At 70.3% G+C, this 19,066-nt stretch carries 19 protein-coding genes; 11 read left to right on the top strand and 8 right to left on the bottom strand.

The features are described from left to right. Positions 1-20: 20 nt before the first annotated feature. From pgl to tkt, 5 genes are read right to left on the bottom strand one after another with little or no spacing between them, the layout of a single operon-like run. Positions 21-803: a 6-phosphogluconolactonase gene (pgl, locus tag ACN9M0_RS08265; RefSeq protein WP_366037234.1), complete on the bottom strand. Its 783-nt coding sequence runs from the start codon at positions 801-803 to the stop codon at positions 21-23. After that, positions 800-1,861: a glucose-6-phosphate dehydrogenase assembly protein OpcA gene (gene opcA / locus ACN9M0_RS08260; RefSeq protein WP_426403364.1), complete on the bottom strand. Its 1,062-nt coding sequence runs from the start codon at positions 1,859-1,861 to the stop codon at positions 800-802. The genes pgl and opcA overlap by 4 nt, the downstream gene beginning before the upstream one ends. Beyond that, complete coding sequence (gene zwf, locus ACN9M0_RS08255) at positions 1,858-3,390, bottom strand: glucose-6-phosphate dehydrogenase (protein WP_366037236.1); 1,533 nt, start codon at positions 3,388-3,390, stop codon at positions 1,858-1,860. Before zwf ends, opcA begins: the two co-directional genes overlap by 4 nt. Positions 3,391-3,395: 5 nt before the next feature. After that, complete coding sequence (gene tal, locus ACN9M0_RS08250) at positions 3,396-4,514, bottom strand: transaldolase (protein WP_366037237.1); 1,119 nt, start codon at positions 4,512-4,514, stop codon at positions 3,396-3,398. A 37-nt stretch (positions 4,515-4,551) separates the two neighbouring features. Then, the gene (gene tkt, locus ACN9M0_RS08245) at positions 4,552-6,639 is read right to left on the bottom strand and encodes a transketolase (protein WP_366037238.1); all 2,088 of its coding nucleotides are present in this window, start codon (positions 6,637-6,639) and stop codon (positions 4,552-4,554) included. Positions 6,640-6,981: 342 nt separating this feature from the next. Between tkt and ACN9M0_RS08240 the strand changes: the two genes are divergently transcribed. From ACN9M0_RS08240 to ACN9M0_RS08230, 3 genes are all read left to right on the top strand, one after another. Continuing rightward, complete coding sequence (locus ACN9M0_RS08240; protein WP_366037284.1) at positions 6,982-7,935, top strand: heme o synthase; 954 nt, start codon at positions 6,982-6,984, stop codon at positions 7,933-7,935. Positions 7,936-8,036: 101 nt separating this feature from the next. Then, entirely contained in the window at positions 8,037-8,357 is a 321-nt protein-coding gene (locus ACN9M0_RS08235) for a hypothetical protein (protein WP_366037239.1), read from the top strand. Between the two features lie 110 nt (positions 8,358-8,467). Next, the gene (locus ACN9M0_RS08230) at positions 8,468-9,562 is read left to right on the top strand and encodes an amidohydrolase (RefSeq protein ID WP_366037240.1); all 1,095 of its coding nucleotides are present in this window, start codon (positions 8,468-8,470) and stop codon (positions 9,560-9,562) included. Between the two features lie 21 nt (positions 9,563-9,583). Here the strand turns inward: ACN9M0_RS08230 and ACN9M0_RS08225 are convergent, their stop codons facing one another. The 3 genes from ACN9M0_RS08225 to ACN9M0_RS08215 all read right to left on the bottom strand — a co-directional run bounded on the left by ACN9M0_RS08225 (position 9,584) and on the right by ACN9M0_RS08215 (position 12,316). Then, positions 9,584-10,555 carry a COX15/CtaA family protein gene (locus tag ACN9M0_RS08225; RefSeq protein ID WP_366037285.1) on the bottom strand — a complete coding sequence of 324 codons (972 nt, stop codon included), beginning with the start codon at positions 10,553-10,555 and terminating at the stop codon, positions 9,584-9,586. A 64-nt stretch (positions 10,556-10,619) separates the two neighbouring features. Then, positions 10,620-11,384, bottom strand: coding sequence for an ABC transporter permease (locus ACN9M0_RS08220; protein WP_366037241.1), 765 nt, complete (start codon positions 11,382-11,384; stop codon positions 10,620-10,622). Next, positions 11,381-12,316 carry an ABC transporter ATP-binding protein gene (locus ACN9M0_RS08215; protein ID WP_366037242.1) on the bottom strand — a complete coding sequence of 312 codons (936 nt, stop codon included), beginning with the start codon at positions 12,314-12,316 and terminating at the stop codon, positions 11,381-11,383. Before ACN9M0_RS08215 ends, ACN9M0_RS08220 begins: the two co-directional genes overlap by 4 nt. A gap of 170 nt (positions 12,317-12,486) precedes the next feature. Between ACN9M0_RS08215 and ACN9M0_RS08210 the strand changes: the two genes are divergently transcribed. From ACN9M0_RS08210 to ACN9M0_RS08175, 8 genes are all read left to right on the top strand, one after another. Then, on the top strand, positions 12,487-13,212 hold the full coding sequence (locus ACN9M0_RS08210; RefSeq protein WP_366037243.1) for a helix-turn-helix transcriptional regulator: 726 nt from the start codon (positions 12,487-12,489) through the stop codon (positions 13,210-13,212). Beyond that, positions 13,209-14,624, top strand: coding sequence for a Fe-S cluster assembly protein SufB (gene sufB / locus ACN9M0_RS08205; RefSeq protein WP_093876687.1), 1,416 nt, complete (start codon positions 13,209-13,211; stop codon positions 14,622-14,624). Before ACN9M0_RS08210 ends, sufB begins: the two co-directional genes overlap by 4 nt. A 61-nt stretch (positions 14,625-14,685) precedes the next feature. After that, a complete protein-coding gene (gene sufD / locus ACN9M0_RS08200) occupies positions 14,686-15,867 on the top strand; it encodes a Fe-S cluster assembly protein SufD (protein ID WP_366037244.1) in 1,182 nt (393 codons plus the stop codon). Then, positions 15,867-16,184 carry a bifunctional 3-phenylpropionate/cinnamic acid dioxygenase ferredoxin subunit gene (locus ACN9M0_RS08195; protein WP_399696387.1) on the top strand — a complete coding sequence of 106 codons (318 nt, stop codon included), beginning with the start codon at positions 15,867-15,869 and terminating at the stop codon, positions 16,182-16,184. Before sufD ends, ACN9M0_RS08195 begins: the two co-directional genes overlap by 1 nt. A 7-nt stretch (positions 16,185-16,191) precedes the next feature. Further along, the gene (gene sufC, locus ACN9M0_RS08190; protein ID WP_366037246.1) at positions 16,192-16,959 is read left to right on the top strand and encodes a Fe-S cluster assembly ATPase SufC; all 768 of its coding nucleotides are present in this window, start codon (positions 16,192-16,194) and stop codon (positions 16,957-16,959) included. Continuing rightward, positions 16,956-18,224, top strand: a complete 1,269-nt coding sequence (locus tag ACN9M0_RS08185) for a cysteine desulfurase (protein WP_317873213.1) — start codon at positions 16,956-16,958, stop codon at positions 18,222-18,224. Before sufC ends, ACN9M0_RS08185 begins: the two co-directional genes overlap by 4 nt. Before the next feature lie 10 nt (positions 18,225-18,234). Beyond that, positions 18,235-18,696, top strand: a complete 462-nt coding sequence (gene sufU / locus ACN9M0_RS08180) for a Fe-S cluster assembly sulfur transfer protein SufU (RefSeq protein WP_017238621.1) — start codon at positions 18,235-18,237, stop codon at positions 18,694-18,696. After that, entirely contained in the window at positions 18,693-19,031 is a 339-nt protein-coding gene (locus tag ACN9M0_RS08175) for a metal-sulfur cluster assembly factor (RefSeq protein ID WP_017238620.1), read from the top strand. The genes sufU and ACN9M0_RS08175 overlap by 4 nt, the downstream gene beginning before the upstream one ends. Positions 19,032-19,066 lie beyond the last annotated feature (35 nt).

Genomic DNA, 19,066 nt, shown 5'->3' with positions numbered 1-19,066 from the left:
CGGGCCTCCGTACAGGGGAGTCAGGCCGAGGCCGGCGGATACAGGCTCCGCGGCAGCTCCGAGGCGGCCGCAGCGTCGAGCAGCCACAGCGTGCGCGAGCGGCCCTGGGCACCGGCCGCGGGGGCCTGCACCTCGCCCGCGCCCGACAGCGCGATCGCCGCGGCCTTCGCCTTGTCCTCACCGGCCGCGAGCAGCCAGACCTCGTTGGCCGCCCGGATCGCCGGAAGCGTCAGCGAGACCCGGACCGGCGGCGGCTTCGGCGCGCCCCGCACCCCGACCACCGTCCGCTCGGTCTCGCGGACCGCCGGCAACTCCGGGAAGAGCGAGGCCACATGGGTGTCCGGGCCGACGCCCAGCATCAGGACGTCGAAGGTCGGCACCCCGGCGTGGTCGCCGGGACCCGCGGCGGCTGCCAGCTCCGCCGCGTACGCGGCCGCGGCGGCGTCGACGTCGCCGCCGTACGGCCCGTCCGAGGCCGGCATGGCGTGCACCCGCGCCGGGTCGAGAGGCACCCGGTCGAGCAGCGCCTCACGGGCCTGGGTGACGTTCCGCTCGGGGTCGCCCTCGGGCAGGAACCGCTCGTCACCCCACCACAGGTCGAGCCGCGACCAGTCGACCGCGTCCCGCGCGGGCGCCGAACCGAGCGCCGCGAGCAGGCCGTTGCCGTTGCGGCCGCCGGTCAGCACGACCGAGGCGGAGCCGCGGGAGGCCTGGGCATCCACGATCCGGGTGATGAGCCGGGCCGCGGCGGCCTGGGCCATCAGCTCCTTGTCGCGGTGGACGACCAGCTGAGGGGTGCTCACTTGACCGCCGCCTTCTTGGCCGGGGCCTTCTTCGCGGCGGGCTTGGCGGGCGCGGGCGCCGACTCCACGACCGTGTCCACGGCGGTCTCCGCGACCGTGTCCACGACGTTTTCGGGGGCGGTGGTCGCCGCCTCCTCGTCGAGCCGCTCCAGACCGAACCTGAGCGCCGTCGCGTAGGTGTCGTCCGGGTCGAGCCGGCGCAGCTCCTCCGCGATCAGCTCGGCCGTCTCGCGGCGCTTGAGCGCCACGGCACGGTCCGGCTGACCCTCGATGGAGAGCGTCGCGAGCGAGCCGTCCGGCCGGTCGAGCACGATCGGGCCGGAGCTGGTCTCCATCCGTACGGAGGTGAGACCGGGGCCGGCCGACTTCGAGCGCCGCACGGGCACCTTCAGCCGGTCCGCGAGCCACATCGCGAGCAGCTCGACGCTGGGGTTGAACTCCTCGCCCTCGACCTCGGCGGAGGTCACCTCGCACACGACCTGGTCGAGCGCGGCGGCCAGCATCGAACGCCACGGGGTGATCCGGGTCCACGAGAGGTCCGTGTCGCCCGGGGTGTACGCGTCCGCGCGCGCGGTCAGCTCCTGGATGGGCTGCTCGGCGGCGTACGTGTCGGTCACCCGGCGCTGGGCGAGCGCGCCCAGCGGGTCGTTCGCCGGGTCGGACGGCGCGTTCACCGGCCACCAGACGACGACGGGGGCGTCCGGGAGGAGCAGCGGCAGCACCACCGACTGGGCGTGGTCGACGACCTCGCCGTACAGCCGGAGCACCACCGTCTCGCCGGTGCTGGCGTCGGCGCCGAGGCGGACCTCGGCGTCGAGCCGTGCCTTGGCGCGGTCCCGCGGGGAGCGCGAGACCCGCTTGATGACGACGAGGGTCCGCGAGGGGTGCTCGCGGGACGCCTCGTTGGCCGCCTTCAGCGCGTCGTAGGCGTTCTCCTCGTCGGTGACGATCACGAGGGTGAGCACCATGCCGACGGCCGGCGTGCCGATCGCCCGCCGCCCGAGCACCAGCGCCTTGTTGATCTTGGAGGACGTGGTGTCCGTCAGGTCGGTCTTCATGGCCGGCGCCAGCTCCTGCCGTCTCGTGCAAGCATCTCGTCCGCCTCGACCGGGCCCCAGGTCCCGGACTGGTACTGGGCGGGCTTGCCGTGCTTGTCCCAGAACTGCTCGATCGGGTCGAGGATCTTCCAGGACAGCTCGACCTCCTCGACCCGCGGGAAGAGGTTGGAGTCGCCGAGCAGGACGTCGAGGATGAGCCGCTCGTACGCCTCGGGGCTGGACTCCGTGAAGGACTCGCCGTACGCGAAGTCCATCGACACGTCCCGGATCTCCATCTGGGTGCCGGGCACCTTGGAGCCGAACCGCACCGTCACGCCCTCGTCCGGCTGGACCCGGATCACGATGGCGTTGCGGCCGAGCTCCTCGGTCGCGGTGTGGTCGAAGGGGGAGTGCGGGGCGCGCTGGAAGACGACCGCGATCTCGGTGACGCGGCGACCCAGGCGCTTGCCGGTCCGCAGGTAGAACGGGACGCCCGCCCAGCGGCGGTTGTCGATCTCCAGCTTGATGGCCGCGAAGGTGTCGGTCTTCGACTGGGGGTCGATGCCGTCCTCCTCCAGGTAGCCGACGGCCTTCGCGCCGCCCTGCCACCCGGCGGCGTACTGGCCGCGGACCGTGGACTTGCCGAGGTCCTTGGGCAGCTTCACCGCGCCGAGGACCTTGGTCTTCTCGGCGGCCAGCGCGTCGGCGTCGAAGGAGGCGGGCTCCTCCATCGCGGTCAGCGCGAGCAGCTGGAGCAGGTGGTTCTGGATGACGTCACGGGCGGCGCCGATGCCGTCGTAGTAGCCGGCGCGGCCGCCGATGCCGATGTCCTCGGCCATGGTGATCTGCACGTGGTCGACGTACGACCGGTTCCAGATCGGCTCGAAGAGCGTGTTGGCGAAGCGGAGCGCCAGGATGTTCTGGACGGTCTCCTTGCCGAGGTAGTGGTCGATCCGGAAGACCGCGTCGGGCGGGAAGACCTCGTGGACGACCTCGTTGAGCTCCTTGGCGGAGACCAGGTCGTGGCCGAAGGGCTTCTCGATGACCGCGCGGCGCCAGGAACCGTCCTTCTGGTCGGCCAGGCCGTGCTTCTTGAGCTGCTGGACGACGAGCGGGAAGAACTTCGGCGGCACGGACAGGTAGAAGGCGAAGTTGCCGCCCGTGCCCTGTGCCTTGTCGAGCTCCTCGATCGTCGACTTGAGCTGCTCGAAGGCGTTGTCGTCGTCGAAGTCGCCCTGGACGAACCGCATGCCCTGGATCAGCTGCTGCCACACCTCCTCGCGGAAGGGGGTGCGCGCGTGCTGCTTGACGGCTTCGTAGACCTCCTGCGCGAAGTCCTCGTCCGCCCACTCGCGGCGCGCGAAGCCGATGAGCGAGAAGCCCGGCGGCAGCAGGCCGCGATTGGCCAGGTCGTAGACGGCAGGCATCAGCTTCTTACGGGACAAATCGCCCGTGACGCCGAAGATCACCAGACCCGACGGCCCCGCGATGCGCGGGAGCCGTCGGTCTGCGGCGTCACGGAGCGGGTTGGCTCCGTGGACTGCGCTCAAAGTGCTTACGCCTCCGAAGGTGCGAGGCGCTCAAGCTCCGCCTCGGTGGACTTGAGCAGGTCGTTCCAGGACGCCTCGAACTTGTCGACGCCCTCGTCCTCCAGGAGCTGGACGACGTCGTCGTAGCTGATGCCCAGCTTCTCGACGGCCGCCAGCTCGGCGCGCGACTGCTCGTACGTGCCGCGGATGGTGTCCCCGGTGATCTCGCCGTGGTCGGCGGTGGCCTCCATGGTGGCCTCCGGCATGGTGTTCACCGTGCCGGGCGCGACCAGGTCCACGACGTACAGGGTGTCCTTGTACGCCGGGTCCTTGACGCCGGTCGAGGCCCACAGCGGACGCTGCTTGTTGGCCTGCGCCTTGTCGAGGGCGGCCCAGCGCTCCGAGGAGAAGACCTCCTCGTACGCCTCGTAGGCCAGACGGGCGTTGGCCAGGGCGGCCTTGCCCTTGAGCGCCTTGGCCTCGTCGGTGCCGATGCCGTCCAGGCGCTTGTCGATCTCCGAGTCCACGCGGGACACGAAGAAGGAGGCCACCGAGTGGATCTTGGAGAGGTCCAGGCCGCGCTCCTTGGCCTTCTCCAGGCCCGCCAGGTAGGCGTCCATGACCGCGCGGTAGCGCTCCAGGGAGAAGATCAGCGTGACGTTGACGCTGATGCCGAGACCGATGACCTCGGTGATCGCCGGCAGACCCGCCTTGGTGGCCGGGATCTTGATCAGGGTGTTGGGGCGGTCCACCAGCCAGGCCAGCTGCTTGGCCTCGGCGATGGTGGCGGCCGTCTCGTGGGCGAGACGGGGGTCGACCTCGATGGAGACCCGGCCGTCCTGGCCGTCCGTCGCGTCGAAGACGGGCCGCAGGATGTCGGCGGCGTCACGGACGTCCGCCGTCGTGATCATGCGGATGGCCTCGTCGACGGTCACCTTGCGGGCGGCGAGGTCGGCGAGCTGCTGGTCGTAACCGTGCCCCTCCGAGATGGCCTTCTGGAAGATGGACGGGTTCGTGGTGACACCGACCACGTGGCTCTGGTCGATCAGCTCGGCCAGGTTGCCGGACGTGATCCGCTGGCGCGAGAGGTCGTCCAGCCAGATCGCGACGCCTTCGTCGGAGAGGCGCTTGAGAGCGTCTGTCATGGGAGTTGCATCTCCAATTAAGTCGTACGTACGGACGTCAGCGCTGGGCGGCGGCCACGGATTCCCGCGCGGCGGCGACGATCGCCTCCGGCGTGAACCCGAACTCGCGGAAGAGGACCTTCGCGTCCGCCGAGGCGCCGAAGTGCTCCAGCGAGACGATCCGGCCGGCGTCACCGACGTACTTGTGCCAGGTGAGACCGATACCGGCCTCGACCGCGACCCGGGCCTTGACCGACGGCGGCAGGACCGAGTCCTTGTACGCCTGGTCCTGCTCCTCGAACCACTCGACGGACGGCATCGAGACCACCCGGGTCGGGACACCGGCGGCCTGGAGCTGCTCGCGGGCCTCGACGGCCAGGTGCACCTCGGAGCCCGTGCCGATCAGCACGACCTCCGGCTCGCCGCCCTCCGCGTCGAACAGCACGTAGCCGCCCTTGACCGTGTCCTCGTTCGGCGCGTACGTCGGCACGCCCTGGCGGGTGAGCGCCAGACCGTGCGGGGCGCCCTTGCCGAAGACCTTGGTGTGGCGCTGCATGATCTCGCGCCAGGCGATCGCCGTCTCGTTGGCGTCGGCCGGACGGACCACGTTCAGACCCGGGATCGCGCGCAGCGAGGCCAGGTGCTCCACCGGCTGGTGCGTCGGGCCGTCCTCGCCCAGACCGATCGAGTCGTGGGTCCAGACGTACGTCACGGGCAGGTGCATCAGCGCGGACAGACGCACCGCGTTGCGCATGTAGTCGGAGAACACCAGGAAGGTGCCGCCGTAGATGCGCGTGTTGCCGTGCAGCGCGATGCCGTTCATCTCCGCGGCCATGGAGTGCTCGCGGATGCCGAAGTGGATCGTGCGGCCGTACTTGTCGGCCTCCGGCAGCGGGTTGCCCTCGGGCAGGAACGACGAGTCCTTGTCGATCGTCGTGTTGTTCGAGCCGGCGAGGTCGGCCGAGCCGCCCCACAGCTCCGGCACGACCGCGCCGAGCGCCTTGAGGACCTGGCCCGAGGCGGCACGCGTGGCGACACCCTTGCCCACCTCGAAGACCGGGAGCTTCTCGGCCCAGCCGGCCGGCAGCTCGTTCGCCTGGATGCGGTCGAACTCGGCGGCACGCTCCGGGTTGGCCGTACGCCACTCGGCGAGCTGCTTCTCCCACGCGGCGCGGGCCTCGCGGCCGCGGTCGCCGAGCGCCCGGGTGTGCGCGATGACCTCGTCGGTGACCTCGAAGGTCTGCTCCGGGTCGAAGCCCAGGACGCGCTTGGTGGCCGCGATCTCCTCGTCGCCGAGCGCCGAGCCGTGCGAGGCCTCGGTGTTCTGCGCGTTCGGGGCGGGCCAGGCGATGATCGAGCGCATCGCGATGAACGACGGACGCTCGGTCTCGGCCTCGGCGGCCCTGATCGCCGCGTACAGCGCGGCCGGGTCCAGGTCGCCGTTGGCCTGCGGCTCGACGCGCTGGACGTGCCAGCCGTACGCCTCGTACCGCTTCATCGTGTCCTCGGACACGGCCGTCTCGGTGTCGCCCTCGATCGAGATGTGGTTGTCGTCCCACAGCAGGATCAGGTTGCCGAGCTTCTGGTGGCCGGCGAGCGAGGACGCCTCCGCGGAGATGCCCTCCTGCAGGCAGCCGTCACCGGCGATCACGTAGATCCGGTGGTCGAACGGGGACGCGCCGGTGGCGGCCTCCGGGTCGAACAGACCGCGCTCGAAGCGGGCGGCCATCGCCATGCCCACGGCGTTCGCGACACCCTGGCCCAGCGGGCCCGTGGTCGTCTCGACGGCGGCGGTGTGACCGTACTCCGGGTGCCCCGGGGTCTTCGAGCCCCAGGTGCGGAAGGCCTTCAGGTCGTCCAGCTCGAGCCCGAAGCCACCCAGGTACAGCTGGGTGTAGAGGGTCAGGGACGAGTGGCCGGCGGAGAGGACGAACCGGTCGCGCCCGACCCACTCGGGGTCGGCCGGGTCGTGCCGCATCACCTTCTGGAAGAGGGTGTACGCGGCGGGCGCCAGGCTCATCGCCGTACCAGGATGGCCGTTGCCGACCTTCTGTACGGCGTCCGCGGCCAGGATGCGGGCGGTGTCGACGGCCCGCTGGTCCAACTCGGTCCACTCGAGGTCTGTGGTGGTCGGCTTAGTGCTCACCCTGGGTCAGGGCTCCTCTCCACATGTCTTGAGCCGGTGACTGAGGGTGTACCGGCGCTGTCGAGCCTACCCCCGCGGAACGCCCCTCTTTTCGTGTCCATGCCCCTCAAATGAGCGGAGAAATGAAAGGACACAGCAAGAGTGCCGGTGGTCGTGGGAGTTCGCCTGCCGAGCCGCGCCCGGAGCCGCCCCCGAACCGTGTCCACCCCTTGGGACGTACCGCACCAACACGACCCCACCCCCGCGAAGATCGGCGTCTGGGCAACGTCTACAGTGGCGTGGTACGCGCAAGCCTTACCCCGTCTTCACCCGGGGAGCTTGCTGGGAATTTCTCTGTCAGGGGTGTGCGTGACGGCCGTCGAGTCCCGACCCGCAGGGGTCGTCTTGACTCCCAGCCCGGGGGGCCATCGGCCGTTCGGGGCCCGCGTCAAGGCATTCGTGGCGCTGACCAAGCCGCGGATCATCGAACTGCTGCTCATCACGACCGTTCCGGTGATGTTCCTCGCCGAGCAGGGCGTGCCGGACCTGTGGCTGGTGCTCGCCACCTGCTTCGGCGGCTACCTCTCCGCGGGCGGCGCCAACGCGCTGAACATGTACATCGACCGGGACATCGACGCCCTGATGGACCGGACGTCCCAGCGCCCGCTGGTCACCGGCGTGCTCACGCCGCGCGAGGGCCTGGTCTTCGGCCTCACCCTCGCCGTGGTGTCCACGCTCTGGTTCGGCCTGCTCGTGAACTGGCTCTCCGCCGCCCTCTCGCTCGGCGCGCTCCTCTTCTACGTCGTCGTCTACACGATGATCCTCAAGCGGCGCACCGCGCAGAACATCGTCTGGGGCGGCATCGCCGGCTGCCTCCCGGTGCTCATCGGCTGGTCGGCCGTCACCAACTCGATGTCCTGGGCCGCGGTCATCCTCTTCCTCGTCATCTTCTTCTGGACGCCGCCGCACTACTGGCCGCTGTCGATGAAGGTGAAGGACGACTACGCGCGCGCGGGCGTGCCGATGCTCCCCGTCCTCGCCTCCAACAAGGTCGTCGCCAAGCAGATCGTCATCTACAGCTGGGTGATGGTCGCCGTCTCCCTGCTGCTGACCCCGCTGGGCTACACCGGCTGGTTCTACACGGCCGTGGCGCTGCTCACCGGCGGCTGGTGGCTCTGGGAGGCGCACGGGCTCCTGAACCGCGCCAAGGCGGAGGTGACGGGCGCGAAGCTCAAGGAGATGCGCCTCTTCCACTGGTCCATCACCTATGTCTCGCTGCTCTTCGTGGCGGTCGCGGTGGATCCCTTCCTGCGCTGACCGCTCAGATGATCTGCTCGGCTCCGACGGCCGGGTCACGTGGGACAGCCCACATGGCCCGGCCGTCGCCGTCGGATCTACCCCTCGGTAGCATCCGTGTCATGGCAGAAACGAAGCACGAAGAGCGCAAGGCGGCCAGGCTCGCCAAGGAGATCCAGGCCTTCTCCAAGGCGCACGGCGGCTCCGAGGGACACCTCGCGCACATCGGCCAGGCGGGCACCCGGATCGTCCTGGTCGGCACGGACGGCGGTTGGGGCGACCTCGTCGCGCCGACGTACGCGGTCGCGCAGCAGGCCGCCGAGAAGGCCGGCCTGACCCTCCACGAGGAGTTCGACGGCGAGTTCGCCGCCAAGGTCGCCACGGGCCCGTACGAGTGGACCCGGATGGCCGGTATCCAGATCGGCGGCCCCTCCAACAGCTAGGGGGTGTCCTGTCCGGCCCTGGTCCGCCGGACACCTCCCAGGCAACAACCTCGCGCGGGGCTCACCCGTTAGGACGTGTGGAGACACGTCCACACAGGGAGCCCCCCGAGATGATCGACACGCCGCACCTGGTGGACCAGTACTGCCACGGGGTGCTCCGTACGGAGCTCGGCCTCGGCACCTTCGAGGCCCGCCTCGGCGCCCACCTGGGCGGGGCCGCCGTCCAGCCCGCCGCGGGCACCACCTTCTTCGACACCCAGACCGGCTTCGCCGTGCGCCGCTGGTGCCCGCCGCTCCTCGGCCTGGAACCGCACTGCCCGCCCGCCCGCTACCTCGCCCGCCGCCGGGAACTCGGCGCCGCCGAGGCCGGGCGCCGGCTCCTGCGGGCCTCCGGGATCTCCACCTACCTGGTCGACACCGGGATCCCCGGCGACCTCACGCACCCCGCCGAGCTGGGCGCCGCGGGCGCCGCCGAGGCCCATGAGATCGTCCGGCTCGAACCCCTCGCCGAACAGGTCGCGGACACCTCGGGCACCGTCGAGGCCTTCCTCGCCAACCTCGCCGAGGCCGTCCACGGAGCCGCCGCCGACGTGGTCGCGTTCAGTTCGGCGTCAGGGGCGCGGGGCGGGCTCGCGGCCCTGCCCGAGCCCCCGGGCCCCGGGGAGGTGCGCGGGGCAGCCGGGCGCTGGCTGGCCGGCCGCGCGGCCGGCGGCCGGATCACCGACCCCGTCCTGCTGCGCCATCTGCTCTGGATCGCGGTCATGGCCGGGCGCCCCCTCCAGCTGCACACGGAGGATCCGGCCGCCCTGAACGGCTTCGCCGCCGCCACCGCGGGGCTCGGCACCGACCTGGTGCTGCTGCACCGCTACCCGTACCACCGCGCCGCCGCCCACCTGACCGGACTTCACCCGCACGTGTACGCCGACCTCGGCCCCGTCCTCGCCCACACCGGGGCCCGGGCGGCGGCCGTCCTCGCCGAGGTCCTGGAACGCGCGCCGTTCGGCAAACTGCTGTTCTCCAGCGGCGCCCAGGGGCTGCCCGAACTCCACGTGGTCGCGGCCAGCGCCTTCCGCTCGGCGCTCACCCGGGTGCTGGGGGAGTGGGTCATGGACGGCGCCTGGTCCCGTACGGACGCGCAGCGGGTGGCCACGATGATCGCGGCGGACAACGCGAAACGGGTCTACCGGCTCACGGGGAGCCGGTAGACCCGTCGGGGTCGGAGGCCGTCAGGCGGTGGCCGCCAGCTCCGGGTCCGCCTGGGCCGGGATGCCGGGTGCGTCGAGCGGGCGCTCGCGCAGGCTCAGGGCGAGCCGCAGGACCGCGATCCACATCAGCGAGGAGCCGAGCATGTGGGCGGCGACCAGGAGCTCGGGGACGCCCGTGAAGTACTGGACGTAGCCGATCACGCCCTGGCCCAGGAGCACGAGCAGCAGGTCGCGGGCGCGGGCCCGGGTGTCGAGCGGGGCGTCCACGACGCGCAGGACCAGCCACATGGCGAGCGCGAGGGCGCAGACGACCCAGGCGGCGATCGCGTGGACGTGGGCGGCGTTCGTCCAGTCCCACGGCATGCGCGGGACGTCGCTGCTGTCACCGGCGTGCTTGCCGGCGCCGGTGACCGTCGTGCCGAGCACGATCAGCAGGGCGGAGGCGATCGTGATCGCCCAGGACAGCTTGCGGACCGGGCGCGGCACGCGCGGCCGGGGGGCGGTGTCGCCCTCGCCGGTGCGGTGCCAGGTGATGACGGCGACCGTGAGCAGGGAGTTCGCGGCCAGGAAGTGGCCGGCCACCGTCCACGGGTTGAGGCCCATCCACACCGTGATGCCGCCGATGACGGCGTTGCTCATCACGATCCAGAACTGGGCCCAGCCGAGCCGGGTGAGCCCGCGCCGCCAGGGCTTGGTGGAGCGGGCGGCGATGATCGCCCAGCCGACCGCCGCCGACAGGACGTACGTCAGCATCCGGTTGCCGAACTCGATGGCGCCGCGGTAGCCCTGCTCGGGCGTCACGATGAGGCTGTCGTCCGTGCACTTCGGCCAGGTGTCGCAGCCGAGACCGGAACCGGTCAGCCGGACCGCGCCGCCCGTGACGATGATGAGCACGCTCATCACGACGGCGGCGAGCGCGGCGCGCCGGAGCGTCCGGGGGGACGGGGTCCAGCGCTGGGCGATGGAGGCGAGGGGGGTCTGCACGGGCCCTATCGTAGGACGGCGCTTGTGCGCGCTTTCACGAGGGGGGCGTATGTGGCCGAACGGAACCTTACGGTTACTCCCAGCGGAAGAACTTCGCCGCCGCACCGAGGCCGAGGACCGCCCAGACCGCCAGGATCAGCGCGTCGCCCCACGGCATCGAGGCCCCGTCCCGGAGGACGTCGCGCAGGCCGTCCGAGAGCGCGGCGATCGGCAGCAGTGCGAGCACGTCGCCCGCCGCGCCGAACTTCTCCAGCGGGACGATGACCCCGCCGCCCACCAGGAGGAGCAGGAACACCAGGTTCGCGGCGGCCAGGGTGGCCTCGGCCTTCAGGGTGCCGGCCATCAGCAGGCCGAGTCCGGAGAAGGCGGCCGTGCCGAGGACCAGGAGAACCAGGACCGAGAGGGGGTTGCCGTGCGGGGACCAACCGAGGGCCAGGGCGATCACCGTCAGGAGGAGGACCTGGAGGACCTCGGTGACGAGGACGGAGAGCGTCTTGGCGGTCATGAGCGCCCAGCGGGGGAGCGGTGAGGCGCCGAGCCGCTTGAGCACCCCGTACCGCCGCTCGAAACCGGTCGCGATGGCCTGGCCGGTGAAGGCGGTGGACAGCACGGCCAGCGCGAGGACGCCGGGGGCGAGGAAGTCGACGGCGTCGCCCTCTCCGGTGTCGACGATGTCGACGGTGGAGAAGAGCACCAGGAGCAGCGAGGGGATGATCACGGTGAGGAGCAGCTGCTCGCCGTTGCGCAGCAGCATCCTGGTCTCCAGGGCGGTCTGCGCGGCGATCATCCGTCCGACGGGGGCGGCCCCCGGCTTCGGCGCGTACGTACCCGTGCTCATCCGCGCAGCTCCTTGCCGGTCAGTTCGAGAAAGACGTCTTCGAGGGTGTGGCGTTCGACGGAGATGCCGTCGGGCATGACGCCGTGCTGGGCGCACCAGGTGGTGACCGTGGCGAGCAGCTGCGGGTCGACCGTGCCGGTGATCCGGTACGTCCCGGGGAGCGGTTCCGCGGCGGCCGAGCCGTCCGGCAGCGCCTTGAGCAGGGAGCCCAGGTCGAGGCCGGGGCGGCCGGTGAACCGCAGGGTGTTCTCGGCGCCGCCCCGGCACAGCTGCTCGGGGCTGCCCTGGGCGGCGACCCGGCCGCCGTCGACGATGGCGACGTCGTCGGCGAGCTCCTCGGCCTCCTGCATGAAGTGGGTGGTGAGGACCACGGTCACGCCGTCGGCGCGGAGCTCGCGGACCAGGTCCCAGGTGGCGCGGCGGGCCTGCGGGTCGAGGCCCGCGGTGGGCTCGTCGAGGAAGACGAGCTCGGGGCGGCCGACGACGGCCATGGCGAGCGCGAGGCGCTGCTGCTGGCCGCCGGAGAGGCGCCGGTAGGTGGTGCGGCCGCAGGAGCCGAGGCCGAGGCGCTCGATGAGGGCGTCCACGTCCAGCGGGTGGGCGTGCAGCTTCGCCATGTGGCGGAGCATCTCGTCGGCGCGGGCGCCGGAGTAGACGCCGCCGGACTGGAGCATCACGCCGATCCTGGGGCGCAGGGCGGCCGCGTCGGCGATCGGGTCGAGGCCGAGGACGCGGACGGTGCCGCCGTCGGGCCTGCGGTATCCCTCGCAGGTCTCGATGGTGGTGGTCTTGCCGGCTCCGTTGGGGCCGAGGACGGCGGTGACGGTGCCGGTCCGCACGTCGAGGTCGAGGCCGTCGACGGCGGTCTTGTTTCCGTACCGCTTGACCAGGCCGTGTACGCGGACGGCGCTGTCGACGGACTCGTTTGACATGCCGGGAAGTCTAGAGAGCCGGTGGGGGGCCTCGGCGCGCGGGGCGGTGGATTCATCCCACCAATGATCGTTTCCGCAGGTCAGGTAAGCCTTACCTGAGTGATGTACCGCACCGTCGTCGATTCGGACGCCGCTTGTCACTCCCCGATTAATTACGCAACAATGGCGTTGTGAAAAACGTTGGCGCGGCTCCCGTGGAGGAACTCGCGACCCGAGAGCGTTCCACGCGCAACCGGGTCGCGCGGTCGATCCTGGATCACGGGCCCTCGACCGTCGCCGATCTGGCCGAACGGCTCCGCCTCACCCAGGCCGCCGTCCGCCGCCACCTCGACTCGCTGGTCGCCGAGAACGTCGTCGAGGCCCGCGAGAAGCGCGTCTACGGGACCCGGGCACGTGGTCGACCCGCGAAGATCTTCGCGCTCACCGACTGCGGCCGGGACGCCTTCGACCAGTCGTACGACTCCCTCGCCGTCGAGGCGCTCCGCTGGATCGAGCGCAACGCCGGGGGGGAGGCGGCCGTCGCCGCCTTCGCCCGCGACCGGATCGAGGCCCAGGCGGGCGCGTACCGCGAGGCCGTCGAGTCGGCCGCGCCGGCGCAGCGGACCGAGGCGCTGGCCAAGGCCCTCACGGCGGACGGGTACGCTGCCACTGCGCGGAACGCGCCGGTCGGCGAGCAGCTCTGCCAGCACCACTGCCCGGTCGCCCACGTCGCCGAGCAGTACCCCCAGCTGTGCGAGGCGGAGACGGAATTCTTCTCCCGCCTCTTGGGAACGCACGTCCAGCGTCTGGCCACCATCGCGCATGGTGACGGCGTCTGCACCACGTTCATCCCGCACGGCGCCCCACAGACCACCGAATCAGCATCCGCAAGTACGGCCGGGAGGAACCCCGCATGACCACCGAGATCAGCCACCCCGAGCTCGAGGGCCTGGGTCGGTACGAGTACGGCTGGGCCGACTCCGACGCGGCCGGCGCCACCGCCAAGCGCGGTCTCAACGAGGACGTCGTCCGCGACATCTCCTCGAAGAAGAACGAGCCCGAGTGGATGCTGAAGCTGCGGCTCAAGGGTCTGCGCCTCTTCGGCAAGAAGCCCATGCCGACCTGGGGCTCCGACCTCTCCGGCATCGACTTCGACAACATCAAGTACTTCGTGCGGTCCACCGAGAAGCAGGCCGAGTCCTGGGAGGACCTGCCGGAGGACATCAAGAACACGTACGACAAGCTCGGCATCCCGGAGGCGGAGAAGCAGCGCCTCGTCGCCGGTGTCGCCGCCCAGTACGAGTCCGAGGTCGTCTACCACCAGATCCGCGAGGACCTGGAGGAGCAGGGCGTCATCTTCGTCGACACCGACACCGCGCTGAAGGAGCACGAGGAACTCTTCAAGGAGTACTTCGGCACCGTCATCCCGGTCGGCGACAACAAGTTCGCCTCCCTGAACACGGCCGTGTGGTCCGGCGGCTCCTTCATCTACGTGCCGAAGGGCGTGCACGTCGAGATCCCGCTCCAGGCCTACTTCCGCATCAACACGGAGAACATGGGCCAGTTCGAGCGGACGCTGATCATCGTCGACGAGGACGCCTACGTCCACTACGTCGAGGGCTGCACCGCCCCGATCTACTCGTCCGACTCGCTGCACTCCGCGGTCGTCGAGATCATCGTGAAGAAGGGCGGCCGCTGCCGCTACACGACCATCCAGAACTGGTCGAACAACGTCTACAACCTGGTGACCAAGCGCGCCGTCGCCTACGAGGGCGCCACCATGGAGTGGGTCGACGGCAACATCGGCTCCAAGGTCACCATGAAGTACCCGGCCGTCTACCTCATGGGCGAGCACGCCAAGGGCGAGACCCTGTCCATCGCCTTCGCGGGCGAGGGCCAGCACCAGGACGCCGGCGCCAAGATGGTCCACATGGCCCCGAACACCTCCTCCAACATCGTCTCCAAGTCGGTGGCGCGAGGCGGCGGCCGCACCTCCTACCGCGGTCTCATCGAGATCGGCGAGGGGGCCCCGGGCGCCAAGTCGAACGTGCTCTGCGACGCCCTGCTCGTCGACACGATCTCCCGCTCCGACACGTACCCCTACGTGGACGTGCGCGAGGACGACGTCTCCATGGGCCACGAGGCCACCGTCTCCAAGGTCTCCGAGGACCAGCTCTTCTACCTGATGAGCCGCGGCCTCACCGAGTTCGAGGCCATGGCGATGATCGTCCGCGGCTTCGTCGAGCCCATCGCCAAGGAGCTCCCGATGGAGTACGCCCTGGAGCTCAACCGGCTGATCGAGCTGCAGATGGAAGGCGCGGTCGGCTAACAGCCACCGCACCCGCAGCGACCGACTCACACGTACGCAGGAAGAGAGCAACACGACAGCCATGGCTGAGGCTCAGAACATCCCGGCGGGCTCCACCACCGCCGGCTCGATCGCGGTGGCCGCCGAGTCCACCGTCGCCACGCGCATGAGCGCGCCCCCGTCCTTCGACGTCGCGGACTTCCCCGTCCCGCACGGCCGCGAGGAGGAGTGGCGGTTCACCCCGCTGGCGCGACTCCGTGGACTTCATGACGGCACCGCCGTCGCCTCCGGCGAGGGCGTCAAGGTCGAGGTCGAGGCCCCGGAGGGCGTCACCGTGGAGACCGTCGGCCGCGACGACGAGCGCCTCGGCAAGGCCGGCACGCCCGTCGACCGCGTCGCCGCCCAGGCGTACTCCTCCTTCGAGAAGGCCTCGGTCGTCACCGTCGCCAAGGAGGCGGTGCTCACCGAGCCGATCCGCATCTCCGTGCACGGCCAGGGCGGCGTCGCCTTCGGCCACCAGGTGATCGAGCTCGGCGCCTTCGCCGAGGCCGTCGTGGTCCTCGACCACACCGGTGACGCGGTGCTCGCCGCCAACGTGGACTACGTCCTCGGCGACGGCGCCAAGCTGACCGTCGTCTCCGTCCAGGACTGGGACGAGAAGGCCGTCCACGTCTCCCAGCACAACGCCCTGATCGGCCGCGACGCCTCCTTCAAGTCGGTCGTCGTCACCTTCGGCGGCGACGTCGTCCGCATCCACCCGCGCGTCGAGTACGCGGGCCCCGGCGGCGAGGCCGAGCTCTTCGGCCTGTACTTCACCGACGCCGGCCAGCACCAGGAGCACCGCCTCCTGGTCACCCACAACGTCCCGCACTGCAAGTCCAACGTGGCCTACAAGGGCGCGCTGCAGGGCCAGGACGCGCACGCCGTCTGGATCGGCGACGTGCTCATCCAGGCCGCCGCCGAGGGCACCGACACGTACGAGCTCAACCGGAACCTGGTCCTCACGGACGGTGCCCGGGTCGACTCCGTGCCGAACCTGGAGATCGAGACCGGCGAGATCGCCGGCGCCGGTCACGCCTCGGCCACCGGCCGCTTCGACGACGAGCAGCTCTTCTACCTGATGGCCCGCGGCATCCCGGAGTCCGAGGCCCGCCGCCTCGTCGTCCGCGGCTTCTTCGCCGAGCTGGTCCAGCAGATCGGTCTGCCGGACGTCCAGGAGCGCCTCCTCGCCAAGATCGAGGCCGAGCTGGAGGCCTCCGTCTGATGGCCTTCGTCCGAGTCTGCGCGCTGAGCGAGCTGGAGGCCGACGCCCCGAAGCGGGTCGAGGTCGACGGCACGCCGGTGTCGGTCGTGCGCACCGAGGGCGAGGTGTTCGCGATCAACGACATCTGCTCGCACGCGAACGTCTCCCTCTCGGAGGGCGAGGTCGAGGACTGCGCGATCGAGTGCTGGCTGCACGGCTCCAGCTTCGACCTGCGCACCGGCAAGCCCTCCGGCCTTCCCGCGACGCGCCCCGTCCCCGTATACCCCGTAAAGATCGAAGGGGACGATGTGCTCGTCTCCGTCACCCAGGAGTCCTGAGTCACCCATGGCTACGCTTGAAATCCACGACCTGCACGTCTCCGTCGAGGCGGAGAACGGCCCCCGCGAGATCCTCAAGGGCGTCGACCTGACCATCAAGCAGGGCGAGACCCACGCCGTCATGGGCCCCAACGGCTCCGGCAAGTCGACCCTGGCGTACTCCCTCGCCGGTCACCCGAAGTACACGGTCACCGGCGGCACCGTCACCCTCGACGGTGAGGACGTCCTGGAGATGTCGGTCGACGAGCGCGCCCGCGCCGGCGTCTTCCTCGCCATGCAGTACCCGGTCGAGGTCCCCGGCGTCTCGGTCTCCAACTTCCTGCGCACCTCCGCCACCGCGATCCGCGGCGAGGCCCCCAAGCTGCGCACCTGGGTGAAGGAGGTCAAGTCCGCGATGGAGCAGCTCCAGATGGACCCGGCCTTCGCCGAGCGCAACGTCAACGAGGGCTTCTCCGGCGGTGAGAAGAAGCGCCACGAGATCCTCCAGCTGGAGCTCCTCAAGCCGAAGATCGCGATCCTCGACGAGACCGACTCGGGCCTCGACGTCGACGCGCTGCGCCAGGTCTCCGAGGGTGTCAACCGCGTCCGCGAGACCGGTGAGGTCGGCACCCTGCTGATCACGCACTACACGCGCATCCTGCGCTACATCAAGCCCGACTTCGTCCACGTCTTCTCCGAGGGCCGCATCGTCGAGTCCGGCGGCGCCGAGCTGGCCGACAAGCTGGAGAACGAGGGCTACGAGGCTTACAGCACGAAGGGTGGCGCATCCGCGTGACTTCTGCCCATCAGGGGCTCTCCGGCCTCCTCGACACCGAGGCGATCCGCAAGGACTTCCCGCTCCTGGATCGCGTGGTCCACGATGGCAAGAAGATCGTGTACCTCGACTCCGCGGCGACCTCGCAGAAGCCGCGGCAGGTCCTCGACGCGCTCACCACGTACTACGAGCGTCACAACGCCAACGTGCACCGCGGCGTCTACACGGTCGCCGAGGAGGCGACGGCGCTGTACGAAGGCGCCCGTGACAAGGTCGCGGCCTTCATCAACGCGCCGAGCCGCGACGAGGTGATCTTCACCAAGAACGCCTCGGAGTCGCTCAACCTCGTGGCCAACATGCTGGGCTGGGCCGACGAGCCCTACCGCGTGGACCACGAGACCGAGATCGCCATCACGGAGATGGAGCACCACTCCAACATCGTGCCGTGGCAGCTGCTCTCGCAGCGCACGGGCGCGAAGCTGAAGTGGTTCGGCCTCACCGACGACGGCCGTCTCGACCTCTCGAACATCGAAGAGGTCATCACCGAGAAGACCAAGATCGTCTCGTTCACGCTGGTCTCGAACCTGCTGGGCACGATCAACCCGGTCGAGACGATCATCCGCCGCGCCCAGGAGGTCGGTGCCCTCGTCTGCATCGACGCCTCGCAGGCGGCCCCGCACATGGTCCTGGACGTGCAGGCGCTCCAGGCCGACTTCGTGGCCTTCACCGGCCACAAGATGTGCGGCCCGACCGGCATCGGCGTGCTGTGGGGACGGCAGGAGCTCCTGGAGGACCTCCCGCCCTTCCTCGGCGGCGGCGAGATGATCGAGACCGTCTCGATGCACTCCTCGACGTACGCGCCGGCCCCGCACAAGTTCGAGGCGGGTACGCCCCCGATCGCCCAGGCCGTCGGCCTCGGCGCGGCCGTGGACTACCTGTCGGCGATCGGCATGGAGAACATCGCGCGCCACGAGCACGCGATCACCGAGTACGCCGTCCGGCGCCTCCAGGAGGTCCCGGACCTGCGGATCATCGGCCCCACCACGGCCGAGGACCGCGGCGCGGCGATCTCCTTCACGCTGGGCGACATCCACCCGCACGACGTGGGCCAGGTCCTCGACGAAGAGGGCATCGCGGTCCGGGTCGGCCACCACTGCGCGCGGCCGGTCTGCCTGCGGTACGGAATTCCTGCGACCACGCGGGCGTCGTTCTATCTGTACTCCACCCCGGCCGAGGTCGACGCCCTGGTCGCGGGTCTGGAGCACGTACGGAACTTCTTCGGCTAGGGGACGGCTCGTGAAGCTGGATTCGATGTACCAGGACGTCATCCTGGACCACTACAAGCACCCGCACGGGCGCGGTCTTCGGGACGGCGACGCCGAAGTGCACCACGTCAACCCGACGTGCGGCGACGAGATCACGCTCCGCGTGAAGTACGACGGCTCGCGCATCGAGGACGTGTCGTACGAGGGTCAGGGCTGCTCCATCAGCCAGGCCTCGGCCTCCGTCCTCAACGAGCTGCTCGTCGGCAAGGAGCTGGCCGAGGCGCAGAAGATCCAGGGCACCTTCCTGGAGCTGATGCAGTCCAAGGGTCAGATCGAGCCGGACGACGCGATGGAGGAGATCCTGGAGGACGCGGTCGCGTTCGCCGGAGTCTCCAAGTACCCGGCCCGTGTGAAGTGCGCGCTGCTCAGCTGGATGGCGTGGAAGGACGCGACCGCCCAGGCGCTGGGTGACGCGGAGAGGAAGTCGGCATGACCGAGAACGCCGAGGCCACGATGAAGCCGGCCTCCGAGGAAGAAGTCCGTGAGGCGCTGTACGACGTCGTCGACCCCGAGCTGGGCATCGACGTGGTCAACCTGGGCCTGATCTACGGGATCCACATCGACGACTCGAACGTCGCGACGCTGGACATGACCCTGACGTCGGCGGCCTGTCCGCTGACCGATGTGATCGAGGACCAGGCGAAGTCCGCGACGGACGGCATCGTCAACGAGCTGAAGATCAACTGGGTCTGGATGCCCCCGTGGGGTCCGGACAAGATCACGGACGACGGCCGCGAGCAGCTGCGCGCGCTCGGCTTCAACGTCTGATCGCAGGTGTACGTGAGAACGGCCGCGCCCTCCGG

This window comes from Streptomyces sp. R-07, assembly GCF_049913175.1.
Classification (GTDB): domain Bacteria; phylum Actinomycetota; class Actinomycetes; order Streptomycetales; family Streptomycetaceae; genus Streptomyces.
This window is presented reverse-complemented; position numbering and strand designations above follow the sequence as displayed.